We start from the raw sequence: 17,812 nt of genomic DNA on the forward strand, positions 1-17,812 counted from the left end.
CTTGGGTCTAATTTGACACATGTGTCATTTATATTGTTTAATAAGTGAGAACAAGTGTCGCGACACTTCAAATTTGACACAAGTGTCATAAAAAAAGGGGTGAGAGTGTGTTTTTAGCTATAAAAGAATTACTGCATAGCAAATTGAAATTCTTAATGATTATCATTATTTTTGTATTGATCGCTTGGCTGGTATTTATTTTATCTGGTCTAGGCAACGGACTTTCCACGCTGGCTGCATCTACCTTTAAAAATATGAAAGCAGACTATGTCATTTTTGAAGAGGGTTCCCAGTCTTCCATGAGCAAGTCTTTATTGTCTGGTCAACGGGTGCCTGAGGGCGAAAAGCTGCCTAATGTTGAAGCTGCCGCACCCATGGGCAGCACGATGGCGACAGCAATGAAGGGGGAAAGTTCAAAGAATGAAGATAAGGTCGATGTTGCTATCATAGGTATTCTTCCAGGAAGCTTTCTCGAACCGAAGGTAGTCGAAGGTCAACCTTTATCACCAAATAACCCTACTGGTGTCGTGGTGAATACTTCCCTTAGAGATGAGGGCTTTAAACTCGGGGACACGTTTCAGTTAGATGGTACAACCGAATCCCTAACTATTATAGGATTTGTGGAGAATGAGACGTATAACCACGTTGCATCCGTATTTACTCCGATCAGTCAATGGCGGAAGATTGCCTTTGCTGCTCCAGGTTCCGATAAAGGCTTGGCTGAACCTGTTAATGCCATCATGTTACAAGGCGAAAATATAGATGCAGATGAAATCAATAACAAGTTGTCTGGTACGGATACCGTTACTCGGGGCGAAGCTGTACAAGGCATGCCGGGATACAAAGAAGAAAACGGTACGATTCTAATGATGCTTGCGTTTTTGCTCGCTATATCTGCCTTTGTACTGGGTGTATTCTTTTATGTTATCACGATGCAAAAAACAAACCAGTTCGGCATTATGAAGGCTATAGGTGCCAGCAACAAATTTCTCAGTAAAACGATCGTATCGCAAGTATTTGTGCTGTCGGTAACAAGTATTCTGGTCGGTATCTTACTGACTTACGGAACTGCTGCGATTATGCCTAAAGGTATGCCATTCAAGCTGGAGACTAGTCTTGTCGTGACCTATTCCATCATCCTGCTCGTGATTGCGATGTTAAGCTCGTTGGTATCTGTTCGCAAAATTACTAAGATTGATCCGCTCAAAGCGCTCGGGAGGGTTGAATAATGACGAAAGGTCTGCAGATGAAAGAAGTCACGATGATTTACGGTGAAGGAAGTAATCAGATGAAGGCTCTTGATCATGTGTCCTTATCCGTAGAGCCAGGAGAATTTGCTGCTGTCGTTGGACCATCCGGTTCGGGTAAAAGTACGTTCTTGTCCATTGCCGGGGCTATGCTCAAAGCTACCGAGGGAGAAGTTAGACTGAATGGAAATGTGATCTCTACACTTACAGAGAAAAAATTATCTACGATCCGGTTGAGAGAAATCGGCTTTATTATGCAATCATCCAATCTGGTTCCTTATCTCCATGTACTCGACCAACTTCTCGTTGTCAAAAGAATGTCTGGAACGATCCGGAGGGAAGATCAGCAATTCGCCACGAAGCTGCTGGAAGAGCTTGGGCTCGGACAAAAGCTGCGAAAATTCCCAGAGGAACTGTCAGGCGGCGAGAAACAGCGGACAGCCATTGCTCGTGCTCTAATGAATGATCCTAACCTGATCCTGGCAGACGAGCCCACCGCAAGTTTGGATACCAAGCGAGCCCACGAAGTAGTCAGTCTCATGGCACAAGAGGTCAAATCACGCCAAAAAGCGGCTATTATGGTCACGCATGATGAGCGTATGCTTGCCTATTGCGATAAGGTATACCGAATGAATGACGGAGTTTTAACGCTCGCTGCAACGTCTTAGAATAAACTTTTTATGTATTGAAATGAATTAACTCCCCTATATGGTGAAGAGTCAACTCCCTAACTTGGCAGTTGACTCTTCCTATTTTGTGCCAAGTTTCCGATTATCTCGCTCATACCTCACACTTCAGACACTCGATCTAACTCTCACTCATACCTGCTTAGGCTGATGCGGTTTGCTTAATGCTCCTTACTACTTTTTAAGTCACCTTATCCTCTATCCCTCCCCTACAAGTACCATCTCACGCTCATCCTGTGCTGGTCTGCTGCGTCGATAGGCGCTAGGCGACATTCCATTCTGCTTATTAAAAATGCGATTGAACTGCGAAAAGCTGGTGAAGCCACATTGGGCAGCAATATCCGTAATTTTCTCACTCGAATGGAGCAGCATTTGTTGGGCATTTCGAATCCGAGTCATCTGCACATATTCCGTAAACGTGAAGCCTGTGACTTTGTTGAACTGGCGCGATAAATGATGTGCACTGACATAAAATCGTCTGGACACGTCATCCAGTGACATCTCCTGCTGATAGTGGCTGTGAATATAGGATGCAATAGCATACATTCGCTGGGTCATGGATGATCCTTTTTCCTCACGTACATAACTATTCTCCGCCGCATAACGATGAAGACCACATAGAAACTCAACAAACTTATGATGAATAGCAACCGATTGAATAGGAGATAACTGCTGTGATATTGCAAAAATGTCGTTAAGGGGCGCAAGAACTTCCTTACGCCGTTCTTCCGAGAAGCGGAGAATGGGAACCTGCGCATTAAATATCGTAAACAGCTCGCTGTAACCGTTCTCAAGTCCAGGTACACTTCGAGGAATAGCAAAATTAATCATTAACCGTTTAGTCGGCAAGCCCCTCGGATATTGGGTTTTATGAAGCAGAGCAGGCCGAAGCAACACAATATCATAGGGGTGCATCTCGTATAAACTGCCTTCAATAATATGTGCAGCGGTCCGATCCAGCAAAATGCAAATTTCATAAAAATCGTGAAAATGCTGAAACTCCATATTGAGATCATGCGAACGCTCGTCATAGTCCAGGTAATAATAAAGGGAATCCCCCGGCTGGTTCACATGGATCGCATATCCCTTTTCATATGCCAAAACCGATGATGTCATGGACATGCTCCTTCCCTAGGGCGTGTCTGAAAACGCTGAAGAAAGCAGATTTTGCCGAATTTTCGTTCCAAGCAAGGAAGTTTCCCGCAGGCGTGCCGGGGCACGTCAAGGGGAAATGACGCAGCAGGGGGCGAAAAGGGGGTAAAAGATGCACTTCAGTAGGTTTCAAGACACGCCCTAATCATTCCTACCTTCATTTTAGCATGAAATGCAATAAAAATACGGCATTTTCAGCATACATTACGTAGTTTCGATCATTTCTGATTTGATATGATAAAGTTAAAATGTCAGCGTTTTCAATATTGAAGCGTCTATTGTTGTTGAAGTAACCCTCACAGCTTGTACTTACTAAATACCAAGGTGGGAAACACATATGAAATTGAATTCCTTGTCTACTCGAATCCAAACGATTGTGAAACACTTGGAAAGTGCACGATTAACGTCAAAGACATATATACCCGAGCTTTATCATAAAGAGAGCGGATACCATACATGGGATCTCGTGCATGAAGACCCTTCTTCATGGAACGTGTTCCGCAAAGGGGACGGCTGGGGCGGCAAAGATGTACACAGCTGCTTCAAAACCCGTATTCGCATTCCCGATCATCTCGAGGGAAAAAAGGTCGTCTGCGCCATCGTTACCGGTGCTACAGATATTTGGAACTATGATAACCCGCAGTTTCTGGCGTTCCTGAACGGGGAACTCATCTGCGGATTGGATGTGAATCATACCGAGATCGACCTGACGCCTTCCGCTGTCAAAGGGGAAGAGTTTGAACTGGCGCTGTACGCCTATTGCAGTACGTCCGCAGCCGATGTTTTCCTGAACGTATATATTGCCGAGCATCATGAGCCTGTCTCGAATTTGTATTATGACCTGAAGGCTGCACTGGATGCGGCAGACCTTCTGCGCGAGGATGATCTGGAGCGTCTGAAATTGATCGAACAGCTGAACGAAGCTGTAAATCTGCTCGATTTACGCCAGGAAAACAGTGCATCTTTTCACGCATCCGTGCTGAAAGCACGCGAGCATCTGAAAAACCACATCTATGGAGAAACTCGTCCCGATAGTGATCATATCCCGACCGTTCACTGTATTGGTCACACTCATATTGATGTGGCCTGGCTGTGGACGCTGGATCAGACACGGGAAAAGGTTATTCGCAGCTTCGCCAGTGTGCTCTATCTGATGGATAAATTTCCGGAGTACACCTTCATGTCCTCCCAGCCGCAGCTCTATGCATATCTGAAAGCAGACTTCCCGTCTTTATATGAGAAAATCAAAGAAAAAGTTGCCGAAGGCCGCTGGGAAGCGGAAGGTTCAATGTGGCTGGAAGCCGATTGTAACCTGATCTCGGGCGAATCGATGATCCGCCAGATTATCTACGGCAAACGTTTCTTCAAGGAAGAATTCGGCGTTGAGAATCGTGTGCTCTGGCTGCCCGATGTATTTGGTTACAGCGCAGCAATGCCGCAGATTATGCGCAAGAGCGGGATCGATTATTTTATGACGACCAAAATTGCCTGGAATGATACCAACCAGATTCCAAACGACACGATGTACTGGAGAGGCATTGACGGTTCTGAGGTTCTGACACATTTCATTACGGCTAAAGACTATATTCCACACCCGGAATTCGGAAAGCACCGTTTCGAGACAACATACAACGGACGTTTTAATGCTTCACAAGTGAAAGGCACCTGGCAGCGATACCAGAACAAAAACATCAACACCGATGTATTGCAATGCTTCGGCTACGGAGACGGCGGAGGTGGGCCAACCGAGGAAATGCTGGAACACGGCAGACGGCTTGAAAAAGGACTTCCCGGCGTACCAACGGTAAAACGTACATTTGTGCGTGAATTTTTTGAAAAGTTAGAGCAGAATTTAGACGGCGTACATTCAGTCCCACGCTGGTCAGGAGAGTTGTATCTCGAATATCATCGCGGTACGTACACGTCTATGGCTCGTAATAAAAAGTATAACCGTCACAGCGAATTTGCACTGTCCGATGCCGAGCTGTTCTCCATGATTCAACGTCAAGCGGATGCACAAGCTGCCTACCCAACCGACGCATTGGAACACGCTTGGAAGCTAACGATGCTGAATCAGTTCCATGATATTCTGCCAGGCAGCTCCATTGAGCAAGTATACATCGATTCACAGGAGCAGTATGAAGAGGTGTTACGTGTCACCGACGAGTTGAAAAGCAGCGCCTTGAACGGCATTGTGAGCCAGATTACGTCGGACGGCGAAGCCATCGTTGTTTTTAACAGCACCGGCTTTGCACGGACAGACGTGGTGGAACTGCCTACTTTTGCGAATAAAGTAACGGTGTATGATGGAGAGCGTCCTGTACCAAGCCAGAACACACCAGAGGGTGGCCTTGTGTTCCTCGCAGAGAACGTGCCTGCTGCAGGATACAAAACGTTCCGCATCACACCAGATGCCGCCGCTGAACGTAGCAGTGCAGGTGTATCGGTTGCACAGTGGCATTCTGAGCAGCAATCCATCGAGACCCCTTGGTATGATATTCGTCTGAATGAAAGTGCTGAATTTATATCCGTGTGGGACAAGCTGGAGGGGCGTGAACTGCTTCAATCCGGTGAGCGCGGCAATGTGCTGCAAGTATTCGAGGATCGTCCTGCGGAGTATGAGGCATGGAACATAGACGATTATTATGAACAACATATGTGGGAGATTAATAACCTGCAGTCGATGGAATGGGTAGAAAGCGGCCCGGTACGTTCCGTGCTTGAAGTAAAAAGACAATTCCTGGACTCTGTCGTTGAACAAACGATCATTTTCTACGCACATACACGGCGGATTGACTTCCGCACCTTCGTAGACTGGAAACAGGAGCATTTGCTGCTTAAAGTTGCCTTCCCACTTGATATTTGGAGTGAAAAAGCCGTATATGAAATCCAGTACGGTAACGTGGAACGCGCAACACACCGCAATACAAGCTGGGATCAGGCTCGTTTTGAGGTATGTGGTCAGAAATGGGCAGATCTTGCGGAGAGTGGCTACGGGGCCGCCTTGCTGAATGACTGCAAATACGGATATGACATTCACAATTCGGTGATGCGCCTGTCCCTGATCAAGAGCGCAACCTATCCGAATGAAAATGCCGACAAAGAGCAACATGTGTTCACCTACTCCCTCTATCCGCATCAGGGTGATTTCCGTGAGGGACGTGTTATCCAGGCAGCTTATGATCTCAACCGTCCGTTGGTTGGTCTGGAAATTAGTTCACAAACCGGAACATTGCCGGGTACATGGTCGCTCGCTTCTGTGGATCAGGAGAATGTCGTGCTTGAGGTAATCAAAAAATCCGAGGACAACGATGACATGATCATCCGCGTCTACGAAGCCCATGGCCGCCGCAGCCGTGCTTCCCTGCAATTATCTGAAGGAACAGGCATCACAGCGTACGCATGTGATTTGCTGGAGAACATCGAAGCAGAGTGCCGTGTGGAGAACGCGCGTATTGCTTTTGACATCAAGCCATATGAGATTCTGACGTTCCGTATTTCGCATGCTTCAAACTGATCCACCCTATTCATAAACCGCAGCTAAAATAGCAATAATCATAGCTAAAGAAAGGGCTGCTTCCTGTCATTCCGACATGGAGGCAACCCTTTCTTTGCATTTCAGCTGAAATCCATCCAAAAAAATTGAGAGATAGCTAGGCCTAATCCAATTACATTGGCCACAACAAAAAACCATTTTATTGCTTTTCGATGGACTCGTTCCCCCGTCCATAGACTCCAGGCTGTAACTCCATTGACCATGACCATAATAATCAGTGCAAGCCACCAATTAGCCGCCACTCCTCATCGCCCTCTCCTCACACCAACTTATCAAAATTCCTCATACTCGCTCGGGTCCTGGTTCCACAACCGTCCATCCGGATGATTAAACGAGGCAATAACCTGCATCTCCTCTGCGTTCAGCTCGAAATCAAAAATATCAATATTCTCCTGTTGATGCTGCAAGGAACCTGCCTTAGGAATCGGAATAGAGCCAAGCTGGATATGCCAGCGCAGAATGATCTGTGTAGGCGTTTTACCGCGCGTTTCTGCAATGCGGACAATATTCTCGTCCTTCAAAATATCCTGTAAAGCTTCATTCCCACGTCCGATGGGACTCCAGGATTCGTTCACAATGCCATGCTTTGCATCCTGCTCCCGCTGATTCGCTTGATCGAAGAAGGGATGCAGTTCGATCTGATTCAGACTTGGCGCGACGCCCGTCTCCTGTACCAGCCGTTCATTGTGCTCAGGCAGGAAGTTGCTGACACCAACGGAGCGGATGTACCCGCGTTTTTTCGCTTCAATTAAAGCCTGCCATGCCTCTACATACATATCCTGCTTGGGATTAGGCCAGTGGATCAGATACAGGTCATAATAGTCCAGATCGGCTCTGTACAATGATTCCTGAATCGCGACCAACGCTTTGTCATAGGCATGATATCTGCCCGGCAGTTTGGAGGTAATGAGCAGTTCCTCTCTCGCGATGGAGCTTTGTTTGATTGCTCTACCAACGGTAGCTTCATTTTCATAATTGTACGCTGTATCAATCAAGCGATACCCTGCATCAAACGCAGACGCAATGGATTGAACCCCTGCTTCCCCTTTCAAACTGTACGTACCAAATCCAATCGCAGGCACTTTCAAGCCATCATTCAACGTGTACTCCGGGATATGATTCATTCGAGAACTCTCCTTTGCAAAAGGTAGTATAATCCTTCCTGAATAAGACTGGAAATATAAAGCATTCTCTCGTTATTCTACCCCTTCACGCCGGCTTGAATCAATGTAAACTATGTGTAGCCTGGATGACATTCTGGCTAACCAGACTTATTGAGCTTTTTCAATCAATAATTCCGTAATAATGTCCAGCTGCTTCTCGACCGCGACAGGGTCACTTGGCAGGAATTGATCGAAATCAATCGAGTACACATGTCCCGATTTCCCTGCTGGTGAAGCGTCAATAAGCTTCTGCATAGCCTTGAGCTTGCTCTCCGCTCCCTTGTTCACCGCAAGGAACAGACGATCACCGATATAATCGGGAATCACCTCGCTGGAAATCTCCCACGTATCGCCATGGATTACATCTGAATCAACCTTCGCCGCTGGTTTCAGACCCAGGTATTTGTATAAAATGTTGCCTCCCATATTGGTATCTCCGTATACAAACACGGCATCTGGGCGTACGTTTAATATGGAGAACGTTTCGTCAGCTTTCACATAAGGTTTGATTTTTTCCTTATATTCAGCGATTTTGGCTGTGAAATTGGCTTTCCATTGCTTCGCTTCTTCTTGTTTTCCGAGAATATCGCCAAACATCTCCACATCTTTGAGGGGATCGTTATACTGCTCGACCACAATCGTTGGCGCAATCTGCTTCAGCGCATCATATCCACCCTCTACAGCTTCAGCAAATGCAGCCGTAGTTACGATCAAGTCCGGCTCCAGCGACAAAATTTTCTCTGCATCCGGTGGAACGCCAACATCGGTAATACCCGTCTTGTCGCTGATATGTGGATTATCCAGAATATATGTCGTTGTGCCCACTGGCTTCACGCCAAGTGCCATAAGCTCACCCAGATGAAAGAAGCTGACAACACGCTGTGGATGCACAGGGATGGCTGTTTCGCCTTTTAAGTGTTTATAAATCCTCGTTTCGGCGACAGTGCTGTCTGATGCGGTCGTTGCAGCTGTTTGGCTTGCGGACTCTTGAGCCGCAGTCCCTCCTGTAGAATGGCTTGCCTGACATGCACTGAGAATCAACGATGTACATAATACCATCATGGCTCCAAAGGCAGGTCTTGAAAATCGAAACATGGATGTATCCCCTTCCTCATTCCATTGATAATAAGACTCATTCTCATTATGAGAATCAAAGGGAAGGGAGACAATGGACGATTCCAAACGGCATAATGGATTATTCTGAACCTGAGCGGCTTGCTGATGTTCCGCGCGAAATTGAAGCGGGGAACGACCGGTGTGTTTTTTGAATAATCGACTGAAATAATATACATCTGCATAGCCTACCTTGCTTGCAACATCCTGAATCCGTGCATCCGAATTCAACAGTAGCTGCTTGGCCCGGTGCACACGCTCATGAATCAGATACTCGATTGGCCCCAGTCCGATCTGGTTGCGGAATAAACGCGATAAATAACTCGTGCTGCAATGATATCTGCCTGCCAGTTTCTCCGCTGTAATGGACTCCCTATAGTGCGCTTGAATATATTGGATTGCCTCGGTAACGATGTTGGGTTTAGTACTCTCTGTATTCACAAGTGTCTGTAGCTTTTGGCTCAAAACCTCGTACACCAATGGCAAAAAGATCGATTGGGCTTGTAGCCGATCTAAAAGCTCATTGCTGTTCCAGTGCCGTTCCATCGCTTCACATTTTTCCTGAATCGGCAGTATCGCGTTTGGTGCAAATCCATAAGAATGAGCCAAGTTCTCATGACCCTCTGATGATGCAGACAACGCTGTATATAAAACCAGATATCCGGCCCATTCCTGATGATGATCTGGCACTTCAAAACTCGTATTCTTCTCCTCTCCTCCATGGAAAATGTAAGGTGAGCGGCAATGAACAAATTCATCCGACACCCTCACTCCGATCTCTCCATATGTAAGAATAAAGAAAAAACCCGTATGTGCTTCAAACTCGGACAGATCTGGAACTGCCTCATGTTGTGCACGATAAGACCGAATACATTGCAACCGCACGGCTGATCGACACCACTGCTCAATATGAGCATTACATTCCGTAGAGCTCTTCACTTACATCTCCCCCTGCCTGTAACTGTTCCCGAATCTTGCCTCGCATCATTCTACGTCTTCAAAATATGCCCTATTATATCACAGACAAAAAGCCATCAACTTGTGAGGTCAATGGCTTTTATAATGATCTTCTGAGCTACGTAGAGAAAATATATGGAACTACATACTGGAGCTATTTGGAGTTATATCATGAAACGATGCAAGAATTGGAGAGTCACTCCCATAAAAGTACTTGATGGATAGGATACCTCATTAATATTCTCGCACATATTCTTTATTTTCCTTGAGCTGTACAATGTCATGCCCTGTTGGATTCTGGAAGGCACGCAGCCCGAACGTTGATGCGACTGCGAAGATATGATCAAAAATATCCGCCTGCACATTCTCATACACAGCCCAGTTGGTGTCATTGCTGAACGCATAAATTTCGAGAGGTAGTCCGCGATCCTCCGAAGCAAGCTGTCTCACAATCATCGTCATATCCTTATTGATCTTCGGATGATGTCGCAAATATTGATGAATATATTCACGGAACACACCGATGTTAGTGAGTTGTCTGCCATTCACATTACTTTCTCGATTCACCTGATGCTCTACGTTGTACGCTTCTATTTCTTTTAATTTCGACGTTACATAATCGGTTAGATAGTGGATTTTTTCGAACTCAGCCACCATCTCTTCGTCACAAAAACGGATACTGCTGATATCGATAAAAATGCTCCGCTTAATTCGTCTACCGCCGGACACTTGCATGCCTCTCCAGTTTCGGAACGAGTCAGAGATCAGCGCATAACTCGGAATCATGGTGATCGTCTTATCAAAATTCATGACCTTCACCGTGTTCAGCGTAATGTCGATCACATCGCCGTCCGCATTGTATTTCGGCATCTCAATCCAGTCGCCTACTCGCACCATATCATTGGACGACAGTTGCACACCTGCGACCAGACCCAGAATAGAATCTTTGAAGATGAGCATCATTACTGCTGATAACGCACCCAATCCACTGAGGATGATTAACGGATTCTGTCCGACCAGACTGGAAATGACGATAATACCGCCAATGATAAACAGCACAATTTTAGCTACCTGAATATAACTCTTGATCGGGCGGATTTTAGACACTTCATAAGTACGATAGATATCATCAAACACGTTAAGCAACGCATTCAGTACCGTAATCATGATGACAATCATGTAGGTCATGGCTGCTTTTTCAATCAAACCCTGATAACTTGGGAAAATATAAGCCGTGTAATAGATAATAATTGCGGGAACGAGATGAGATAGTCGCTGGAACAGCTTTTTCTGAACAACGATATGCCCCCATTTGAACCGGTTATGGCTCACAATCCGATGCACGGTTTTAAGTACAATTCGTTTAGCAATATAGTTGGCAATCATTGAGATCAGCGCAATAAAAATAATCATAATTACATTCGAAACATACCCGATGGAGGGTTCAGTCATACCGAGTTCCTCTAACTGGTTTCTGATAAAATCCATAGTTTCCTCCTGACGCAGTCTAGTCTAGCATACTATTATAGAGTAGATTATAGTGTGAAGTAAAATGATCCTCTCTTTAAAGAAACTGAAAGGAATGGGATTCGGTGATGAACTCAACTACAGCAAATGGCCCATCATCTTTGGTTTTTGCCCTCTTGCATATTAGACAGCTCTACGGGCAGGAAATCCATAACTCTCGCTATGACAGCCATACGCTCATTTACATCAACTCAGGGCGAGGCACAATTAATTGGAATGGACATCCGCCCTACGCTATCCGCCCAGGCAGTTGCTTCCTGTTCTCACCAGGGTCTACATATACACTTTACCCGGAAAAGGATGCTTCCCCTCTACAAGGTTATGAGATTACCTTCGATGGGATACGTATTCTGGAAGCCTACCATGCCAAAGGGCAGCTACGACGAGTACCGGCTATCTTTCCGTTTGAAGGAGAAATTAACTGGTACAAGCAGCCGCAGATTAGTGAAATGTTAGATCGGCTGTATGCGCAGCGTGGGCCAGCAGATGATCATCAGGAATTTCAGAGACAACGGCTTTTCCTTGATCTTCTGGATCATGTCTGGGAGCAAGCAGGAGGTATGGAAACAACACCGCCCATCATCAACCCGGCAATTCAACGATCCATTCTCTATATGGAACAGCAATACGATCAGGAACTGACCCGAGAGCAGCTTGCTCTAATTGCTGACATGAGTCCAGGATATTATTCTTCTCTATTTCGTAAAGAAACAGGTAAAAGTCCCATGGATATGCTGGCTGAAATTCGAATTAAGCACGCCAAACAAATGCTCGTTACTTCTGAAAACCCGATACGTGATATTGCTCAGGCCGTAGGATTCAGTAATCAGTACTATTTCAGTACACGGTTTAAACAAGTGGTTGGCTTATCGCCTTCAGCCTACGTGCAACGCAATCATGAACAGGGCATCGCCAGTTCGTTGTTATACACTTCTTATCTGTGTCCTTCATTCTCACTCATTGAATATGGAGCAAAGAAGCCGCAGCGGTTGATTGGCCTTTTCCTGGAAGATTATTTGACAGTGCTGGGTATCCAACCGATGGTTCAATATACTCGTTCTGGTTACTCCCAGAGATACTTATCTGGATTTTTGGGTGGAGTGCAACAACTGGATGTTAGCCAGATGGATTTCGGCCTCCTTCGGAGCATGCGTCCGGATATGATCTTGCTAGGATTCCCCGATTTTGCCGCCGATGGACGGTATGAGCAGTTTGCTGAAATCGCACCTACCTACGTGTTTCAACGAGCAGGGGTAAACTGGAGATCCACTCTGATGAGTATCGCGAGTCTGGTTCATCGAGAGCAGGAAGCTATTCAAGCCATCAAACGTTATGATGAAAAAACGTTGCAGGCAAAACGGGAACTTGCAGATCTTCTTGGAGGAGAGACCGTAGCACTACTCCGTTTTCATTTCAGAGAGGGGTTATGTTTATATGGAGGTTCAGAGGGTTACACCGGTTCTGTTCTTTACGAGGACTTGGGCTTAACGATGCCTCCCCTCCTAAAAGAATGGTCGCGTACCGGCTCAAACTCAGTTATTCCCATCAGGCCAGAGACTTTAAGTCAGCTTGACGCAGATCATTTGCTTGTGATTGTGGATGATGCTCAGATTGAGCAAGCTCAGAAGTTGCATCAGAGTGATCATTGGAATGTACTTCGTGCGGTAAAGCACAATCAGGTGTACAGGGGAACAACAGATATCTGGATGACATTTGGACTCATTGCTCATGAACAGAAAATAAAACATCTATTAGAATCCATCCGCAAGCTTAAAAAATCTACCTTAGAGTAACGCTAACCGAATCAGAACGGACAATCTCATAAATGAAATCTAACAATCCTGTATGGTGACTACTTCAATGCTCATGATAAGATTTATATGAGAATGATAATCTTTATCAAATTGGAGGATGCAACATGAGCAACATACGTCACCACATACTGCTATGCTTTCTGATATTTATGCTGGCAGCTCTAACTGCGTGTGGTAATTCAAATTCGACTGGTTCTGCTACAGATCAAACAACAACAGCATCTGCCGAAACGCAAGCAACAAATACAGAAGCAGATCAAGCTCAGGTGAATACATTCAAGCATAACTTCGGGAGTGCTGAGGTCCCTGCACATCCCGAGCGAATTGCAGGTTTATATTTGGAGGACTACCTGACAGCCTTGGGGATCAAACCCGTGACACAGACCGTTATCGGATCATTTTCACTAAAATATTTGCAATCCGAAATCGGGGATCTACCTAAAGTAGATACGAGTGCGCTCGATTTTGAGGCTATGCTCTCGGCTAGACCTGATTTGATCTTGCTTGCTTTCCCCACCTATGCGAATGATGGAAATTACGACAAATTTTCTAGTATCGCACCGACCTATGTGTTTGGACCAGAGGCTCCCGATCAATGGAGAGAAACAATGGTTACCATTGGTGAACTGACCGGCAAACAGACGGAAGCGCAAAAAGTACTGAGCGACTATGAGAGCAAAGTACAGGATGCGAAGGCGAAGCTTCAAGCGGCTCTGGGGGATGAGACCGTAGGTTTCGTACGTATACGCAGTAACAAGGAGATTCGGCTGTATGGCGGACCTGGAGGGTATGTGGGCAATGTTCTCTATACGGATCTGGGATTGAATCCCCCACAGATTGCCAAAGATTTGGCTTGGGGCGAGGGTAACAGTATGGCTGTCGTCTCTTTGGAAGTCATCCCCGAGATTCAGGCAGACCATCTGTTTATTACCTACGATGAAGGCGGCAAAGAACTGGCACAGGAGTTAATCAACAGCAGCATCTGGAAATCACTCCCCGCAGTCAAAAACAACCATGTCTACGAGGTCAGCATGGATCACTGGATGACCTTTGGGCCTATTGCCTACAACAAGAAAGTTGATGATGTGTTGCAAGCACTGGTTACATCACCATAATGTGCTTAAGAGGCTTGTATGCTTAAAATTAGGAGGGAATATATATTGGAATCCGAATCCTATCAATTCATTGAAAAGACGATTCGTGAACGTCGTACCGTTAATCAATTTACGGGTGAGAATGTACCTGTATCACTCATTATGGAGTTGCTGGATGCTGCCGTGTGGGCACCATTTCATTCCCGAAAGGAACCATGGCGCTTCCTAATGTTCGTTAACGAGGGACGGAAGCAATTCTCGGATGCTGTTCTTGCTACATATCCAGCGGATAAACGTGAACAATATGGCGAACGAGTAGAACAAGCTTACTGTTCCGAAGTTCCTGTTCACCTGCTCGTGCTCATCGACGAAGAACCACGATGGAAGGAATGGGAAGAAGCCCTCTCTGCCACAAGTGCTCTGATTCAGAATCTGCAGCTACTCGCTTGGGAACGCGATATTGGGGTAGTCTGGAAAACAAATGATTACAACTGGAGCCCTGTATTTCGGGAGGCTGTTGGTGTAAAGCCAGGCCAAAAGGTGGTTGGCACGCTACACATGGGTTACTTTGACAAGTCGAAGGTTCGACGCCCAAGGCCACGAACAGCCGTATCCGAGTTGTTAACACTGGTAGACTCCTAAAAAGATGATGTTACGCACATTGAATTATAAAAGGCGGGCAACAATTACAGATTAAAATAAAATACTCCCCATATACATTACAGATGTGTGAGACTGATCTGTCCAATGGTATGGGGAGTATTTTTCGTTTATGATCTGCTTTTTATCCGATTGTGACTGACACTATTCCATTCTTAACAATTCGCTCACCGTAACTAACCGATACCCCTCAGCCGTCAGTTCTTCCACCAGCACACGCACGGCCTCTACGGTCTGGGAACGATCCCCGTATCCATCATGGAAGATCAATACACTGCCGGGTTCTACCACGGAACGGGTATGCTCCAAAATGTGTTCAACCCCGGGATTGTCCCAATCCTGTGCACCACCGTTCACCGCACCAATCGTCCGGTAGCCGCGCTCCGCAGCCAGAACCAGAATGTCCTCATTCACGCCAAAATAAGGCGGACGGAAGCTGCGGGCAGCATTGCCCGTAACTTCTTGAACAAGGCGCTCTGCTTGCAGCAATTCCTCCCCTGCCTCTTCCAGCGTAATTTCGGTCAGGTTCGGATGGGTGTATGTATGATTGGCGATCTCATGCCCTTCACGGTGCACCTGAGCCGCAATCTCCGGATATGCCTCCATCTCCTTGCCAATCATAAAAAATGTCGCATGCCCGCCTGCACGGCGGAAAATATCCAGCACTTGATGGGTATACACCGGATGCGGACCATCATCAAACGTAAAAGCTACAACCTTTTCCTGTACAGATACCTGCTCAACTAACTGCGCCATCATGTAACCCCATTCCCCTCTCGGACTGCTCAGTTCAACTCTCCCTTATTATTCCACGGCTGTAAGCCGGGGTCTAGTCCATATAAGTTGAACTTATATAGTAATCACACTGTCACAAAGCTAACCTTTAATCGCACCCGCAATCATGCTCTTCTGTACCTGTTTGTTCAGCAGCAGATAGATTACAACCGTCGGTACTGTCGTAATCATTAGACCCGCGCCAATGATGCCCCACTGCGTAATGTACGTTCCAACCATGGACATCATGCCCACCGTCAGCGTTTGATACGCCGTATTGTTAATAAACGTGACCGCAAACATCAGCTCATTCCAGCACGACAAAAATGTAAATATCGCTACCGTGGAGATCGCCGGAGTTACAAGTGGCAAAATAATGGAGAAAAACGTGCGGTAAATTCCGCATCCGTCTATAACGGCGGACTCCTCCATCTCTCTCGGGATACCTTTGAAAAAGCTACCCAGGATGAAGACCGCCATCGGAATGCCGAAGGCTACATAGGGAATGATCAAGGCCCAGTAGCTATTGAGCAGACTCAGGTTTTTCAAAATAATAAATAATGGCAGTAGCGCCGCATGAATCGGCACCATCATGCCCATGAGTATCATCGTCATCGTTAGCCCGCTAAGTTTCCAGTTCATTCTTGTGATCGCGTATCCCGTCATAGAGGACAGGATTAACACCAGAATAATGGAGACCGCCGTGACCAACACGCTATTCATAAAATAGTTCAGTACATGCCCGTCAGACAGTGCCTTGGTGTAGTTGCTCCATAGAAAAGCTTTGGGCAGCCCTGCCACGTCACCGCTGAAAATTTCACTGTTATCCTTCAGGGAAAACAGTGCCAGCCAGATCAGCGGATAAATCTGAATGACGGCGATCAGGATCAGAAACGCCTGCAGTAGCACTTTGCCGATAGCTCCGGTGAGGGAGCGCCGAGGCTGGGGCTTTTTTTGCAACATGATATTGTTAACCGTACTCATACGTCTTCCCTCCCTCTACTCTGTCTTGAACAATGAATTAATAAGGATGGTACACACCAGACATTCCACGATAATAAAAACGGAAATGGCGCTGCCGTATCCGTACCGGAACGTGTCAAAAATGGTAGCGTACATCAGCGTGCTGGGCACCTCAGTACTGTAAAATGGCCCGCCACCTGTCAGCACATAGATCAGGTCAAACACTTTAAACGCCCCGATGACCGAAAATACAAGACATACCTTCAGAATCGGCTTCATCAGCGGAATCATGATAGACCACGCCACACGCATCCGGGAAGCACCGTCGATTCGTGCCGCCTCCAATACATCTTGGGACACGGATTTTGCCCCAGCATACATGAGCAACATATGGTATCCCATGTACTGCCAGAGCGTCGGAATGAAGGAAGCCGTCAGAGCCGTTTCCTTCTGACCCAGCCAATCCTGCGCCCAGCTGGACAAACCGATGTTTTGCAGCATCACGTTGAGCAGACCGTAATCGGCATTATAAATTTTCGACCATAACTGGGCAATAACGACCGTAGAGATCAATACAGGAATAAAATATACGGTTCGGTAAAAGCCTTCCCCTTTTATGTTAGAGGCCAGAATCAACGCCAGCACCAGTGAGATTGGCAACTGAATGAACACAGATGCACCTGCGAACAGCAGGGAGTTTTTGATCGAATTGATCACTCGGGTATCCTTGAACATCTCCACATAGTTGTCCAGGCCGATAAACGCCCCTTTCCCTACGCCATTCCAATCGAGCAGACTGTAATAACTGGAGACAAAGATCGGAATCAGCACAATGCCGCAGAATAGAATCATTGTAGGTAATACAAAAACGGCAATCGTACCTTTATTGGAAAATACAGAGTTCATGACTCTTCTCCTCTCAAAGGCGTGACCGGAAACTCCCGGATCACGCCTCGTTTGGGCATTATTTTTGATTAATATATAAGTTGAACTAAAGATTTTACACATTCCACTCCGATGACAGAATAACCTTACAATCGCTGTTATCCCCAGATTTTTTCTGACCTCTCCGTTCAAGTGTAAATGAATAGTTCAATTTATATAGA

At 46.1% G+C, this 17,812-nt stretch carries 14 protein-coding genes; 6 read left to right on the forward strand and 8 right to left on the reverse strand.

Annotation, left to right across the window (positions count from 1 at the left end):
• Window positions 1-107: 107 nt before the first annotated feature.
• Together ABIE27_RS24460 and ABIE27_RS24465 are read left to right on the forward strand one after the other, a co-directional pair.
• Window positions 108-1,229, forward strand: coding sequence for an ABC transporter permease (locus tag ABIE27_RS24460; protein WP_429351723.1), 1,122 nt, complete (start codon window positions 108-110; stop codon window positions 1,227-1,229).
• Complete coding sequence (locus ABIE27_RS24465; RefSeq protein WP_123066197.1) at window positions 1,229-1,915, forward strand: ABC transporter ATP-binding protein; 687 nt, start codon at window positions 1,229-1,231, stop codon at window positions 1,913-1,915. Before ABIE27_RS24460 ends, ABIE27_RS24465 begins: the two co-directional genes overlap by 1 nt.
• A gap of 216 nt (window positions 1,916-2,131) precedes the next feature.
• Here the strand turns inward: ABIE27_RS24465 and ABIE27_RS24470 are convergent, their stop codons facing one another.
• On the reverse strand, window positions 2,132-3,049 hold the full coding sequence (locus ABIE27_RS24470; RefSeq protein ID WP_123066196.1) for an AraC family transcriptional regulator: 918 nt from the start codon (window positions 3,047-3,049) through the stop codon (window positions 2,132-2,134).
• Between the two features lie 373 nt (window positions 3,050-3,422).
• Here ABIE27_RS24470 and ABIE27_RS24475 point away from each other — a divergent pair, with 373 nt between their 5' ends.
• Entirely contained in the window at window positions 3,423-6,602 is a 3,180-nt protein-coding gene (locus ABIE27_RS24475) for an alpha-mannosidase (protein ID WP_429351724.1), read from the forward strand.
• A gap of 101 nt (window positions 6,603-6,703) precedes the next feature.
• Here the strand turns inward: ABIE27_RS24475 and ABIE27_RS24480 are convergent, their stop codons facing one another.
• From ABIE27_RS24480 to ABIE27_RS24495, 4 genes are all read right to left on the reverse strand, one after another.
• Window positions 6,704-6,883, reverse strand: coding sequence for a hypothetical protein (locus tag ABIE27_RS24480; protein WP_123066194.1), 180 nt, complete (start codon window positions 6,881-6,883; stop codon window positions 6,704-6,706).
• Window positions 6,884-6,913: 30 nt separating this feature from the next.
• Window positions 6,914-7,765, reverse strand: a complete 852-nt coding sequence (locus tag ABIE27_RS24485; RefSeq protein WP_429351725.1) for an aldo/keto reductase — start codon at window positions 7,763-7,765, stop codon at window positions 6,914-6,916.
• Window positions 7,766-7,912: 147 nt separating this feature from the next.
• Entirely contained in the window at window positions 7,913-9,856 is a 1,944-nt protein-coding gene (locus ABIE27_RS24490) for an AraC family transcriptional regulator (protein WP_123066192.1), read from the reverse strand.
• A gap of 252 nt (window positions 9,857-10,108) precedes the next feature.
• Window positions 10,109-11,362, reverse strand: a complete 1,254-nt coding sequence (locus tag ABIE27_RS24495) for a mechanosensitive ion channel family protein (RefSeq protein ID WP_123066191.1) — start codon at window positions 11,360-11,362, stop codon at window positions 10,109-10,111.
• 107 nt (window positions 11,363-11,469) lie between these two features.
• On the opposite strand from ABIE27_RS24495, the gene ABIE27_RS24500 reads away from it, so the two are divergent.
• The 3 genes from ABIE27_RS24500 (at window position 11,470) to ABIE27_RS24510 (ending at window position 14,951) form a co-directional block, all read left to right on the forward strand.
• Window positions 11,470-13,194 (forward strand): helix-turn-helix domain-containing protein, encoded by a 1,725-nt coding sequence (locus tag ABIE27_RS24500; RefSeq protein WP_123066190.1) that lies wholly within the window; start codon window positions 11,470-11,472, stop codon window positions 13,192-13,194.
• Between the two features lie 125 nt (window positions 13,195-13,319).
• Window positions 13,320-14,330 (forward strand): ABC transporter substrate-binding protein, encoded by a 1,011-nt coding sequence (locus ABIE27_RS24505; RefSeq protein ID WP_123066189.1) that lies wholly within the window; start codon window positions 13,320-13,322, stop codon window positions 14,328-14,330.
• 45 nt (window positions 14,331-14,375) lie between these two features.
• On the forward strand, window positions 14,376-14,951 hold the full coding sequence (locus ABIE27_RS24510) for a nitroreductase family protein (protein WP_240037092.1): 576 nt from the start codon (window positions 14,376-14,378) through the stop codon (window positions 14,949-14,951).
• A gap of 162 nt (window positions 14,952-15,113) precedes the next feature.
• Here the strand turns inward: ABIE27_RS24510 and ABIE27_RS24515 are convergent, their stop codons facing one another.
• From ABIE27_RS24515 to ABIE27_RS24525, 3 genes are all read right to left on the reverse strand, one after another.
• The gene (locus ABIE27_RS24515; protein ID WP_240037090.1) at window positions 15,114-15,728 is read right to left on the reverse strand and encodes a polysaccharide deacetylase family protein; all 615 of its coding nucleotides are present in this window, start codon (window positions 15,726-15,728) and stop codon (window positions 15,114-15,116) included.
• Between the two features lie 117 nt (window positions 15,729-15,845).
• Entirely contained in the window at window positions 15,846-16,727 is an 882-nt protein-coding gene (locus tag ABIE27_RS24520) for a carbohydrate ABC transporter permease (RefSeq protein WP_205127943.1), read from the reverse strand.
• Window positions 16,728-16,742: 15 nt separating this feature from the next.
• Window positions 16,743-17,612: a carbohydrate ABC transporter permease gene (locus tag ABIE27_RS24525; RefSeq protein WP_123066187.1), complete on the reverse strand. Its 870-nt coding sequence runs from the start codon at window positions 17,610-17,612 to the stop codon at window positions 16,743-16,745.
• Between the last annotated feature and the right edge of the window lie 200 nt (window positions 17,613-17,812).

The organism is Paenibacillus sp. 4624, assembly GCF_050435065.1.
Classification (GTDB): Bacteria; Bacillota; Bacilli; order Paenibacillales; family Paenibacillaceae; genus Paenibacillus; species Paenibacillus amylolyticus_D.

Bases quoted from the DNA above. Each gene is read 5' to 3' on its own strand.
- ABIE27_RS24520 (WP_205127943.1), bottom strand. From the start codon at position 16,727: ATGAGTACGGTTAACAATATCATGTTGCAAAAAAAGCCCCAGCCTCGG.
- ABIE27_RS24485 (WP_429351725.1), bottom strand. From the start codon at position 7,765: ATGAATCATATCCCGGAGTACACGTTGAATGATGGCTTGAAAGTGCCT.
- ABIE27_RS24525 (WP_123066187.1), bottom strand. From the start codon at position 17,612: ATGAACTCTGTATTTTCCAATAAAGGTACGATTGCCGTTTTTGTATTA.
- ABIE27_RS24515 (WP_240037090.1), bottom strand. From the start codon at position 15,728: ATGATGGCGCAGTTAGTTGAGCAGGTATCTGTACAGGAAAAGGTTGTA.
- ABIE27_RS24465 (WP_123066197.1), top strand. From the start codon at position 1,229: ATGACGAAAGGTCTGCAGATGAAAGAAGTCACGATGATTTACGGTGAA.
- ABIE27_RS24500 (WP_123066190.1), top strand. From the start codon at position 11,470: ATGAACTCAACTACAGCAAATGGCCCATCATCTTTGGTTTTTGCCCTC.
- ABIE27_RS24505 (WP_123066189.1), top strand. From the start codon at position 13,320: ATGAGCAACATACGTCACCACATACTGCTATGCTTTCTGATATTTATG.
- ABIE27_RS24495 (WP_123066191.1), bottom strand. From the start codon at position 11,362: ATGGATTTTATCAGAAACCAGTTAGAGGAACTCGGTATGACTGAACCC.
- ABIE27_RS24470 (WP_123066196.1), bottom strand. From the start codon at position 3,049: ATGACATCATCGGTTTTGGCATATGAAAAGGGATATGCGATCCATGTG.
- ABIE27_RS24475 (WP_429351724.1), top strand. From the start codon at position 3,423: ATGAAATTGAATTCCTTGTCTACTCGAATCCAAACGATTGTGAAACAC.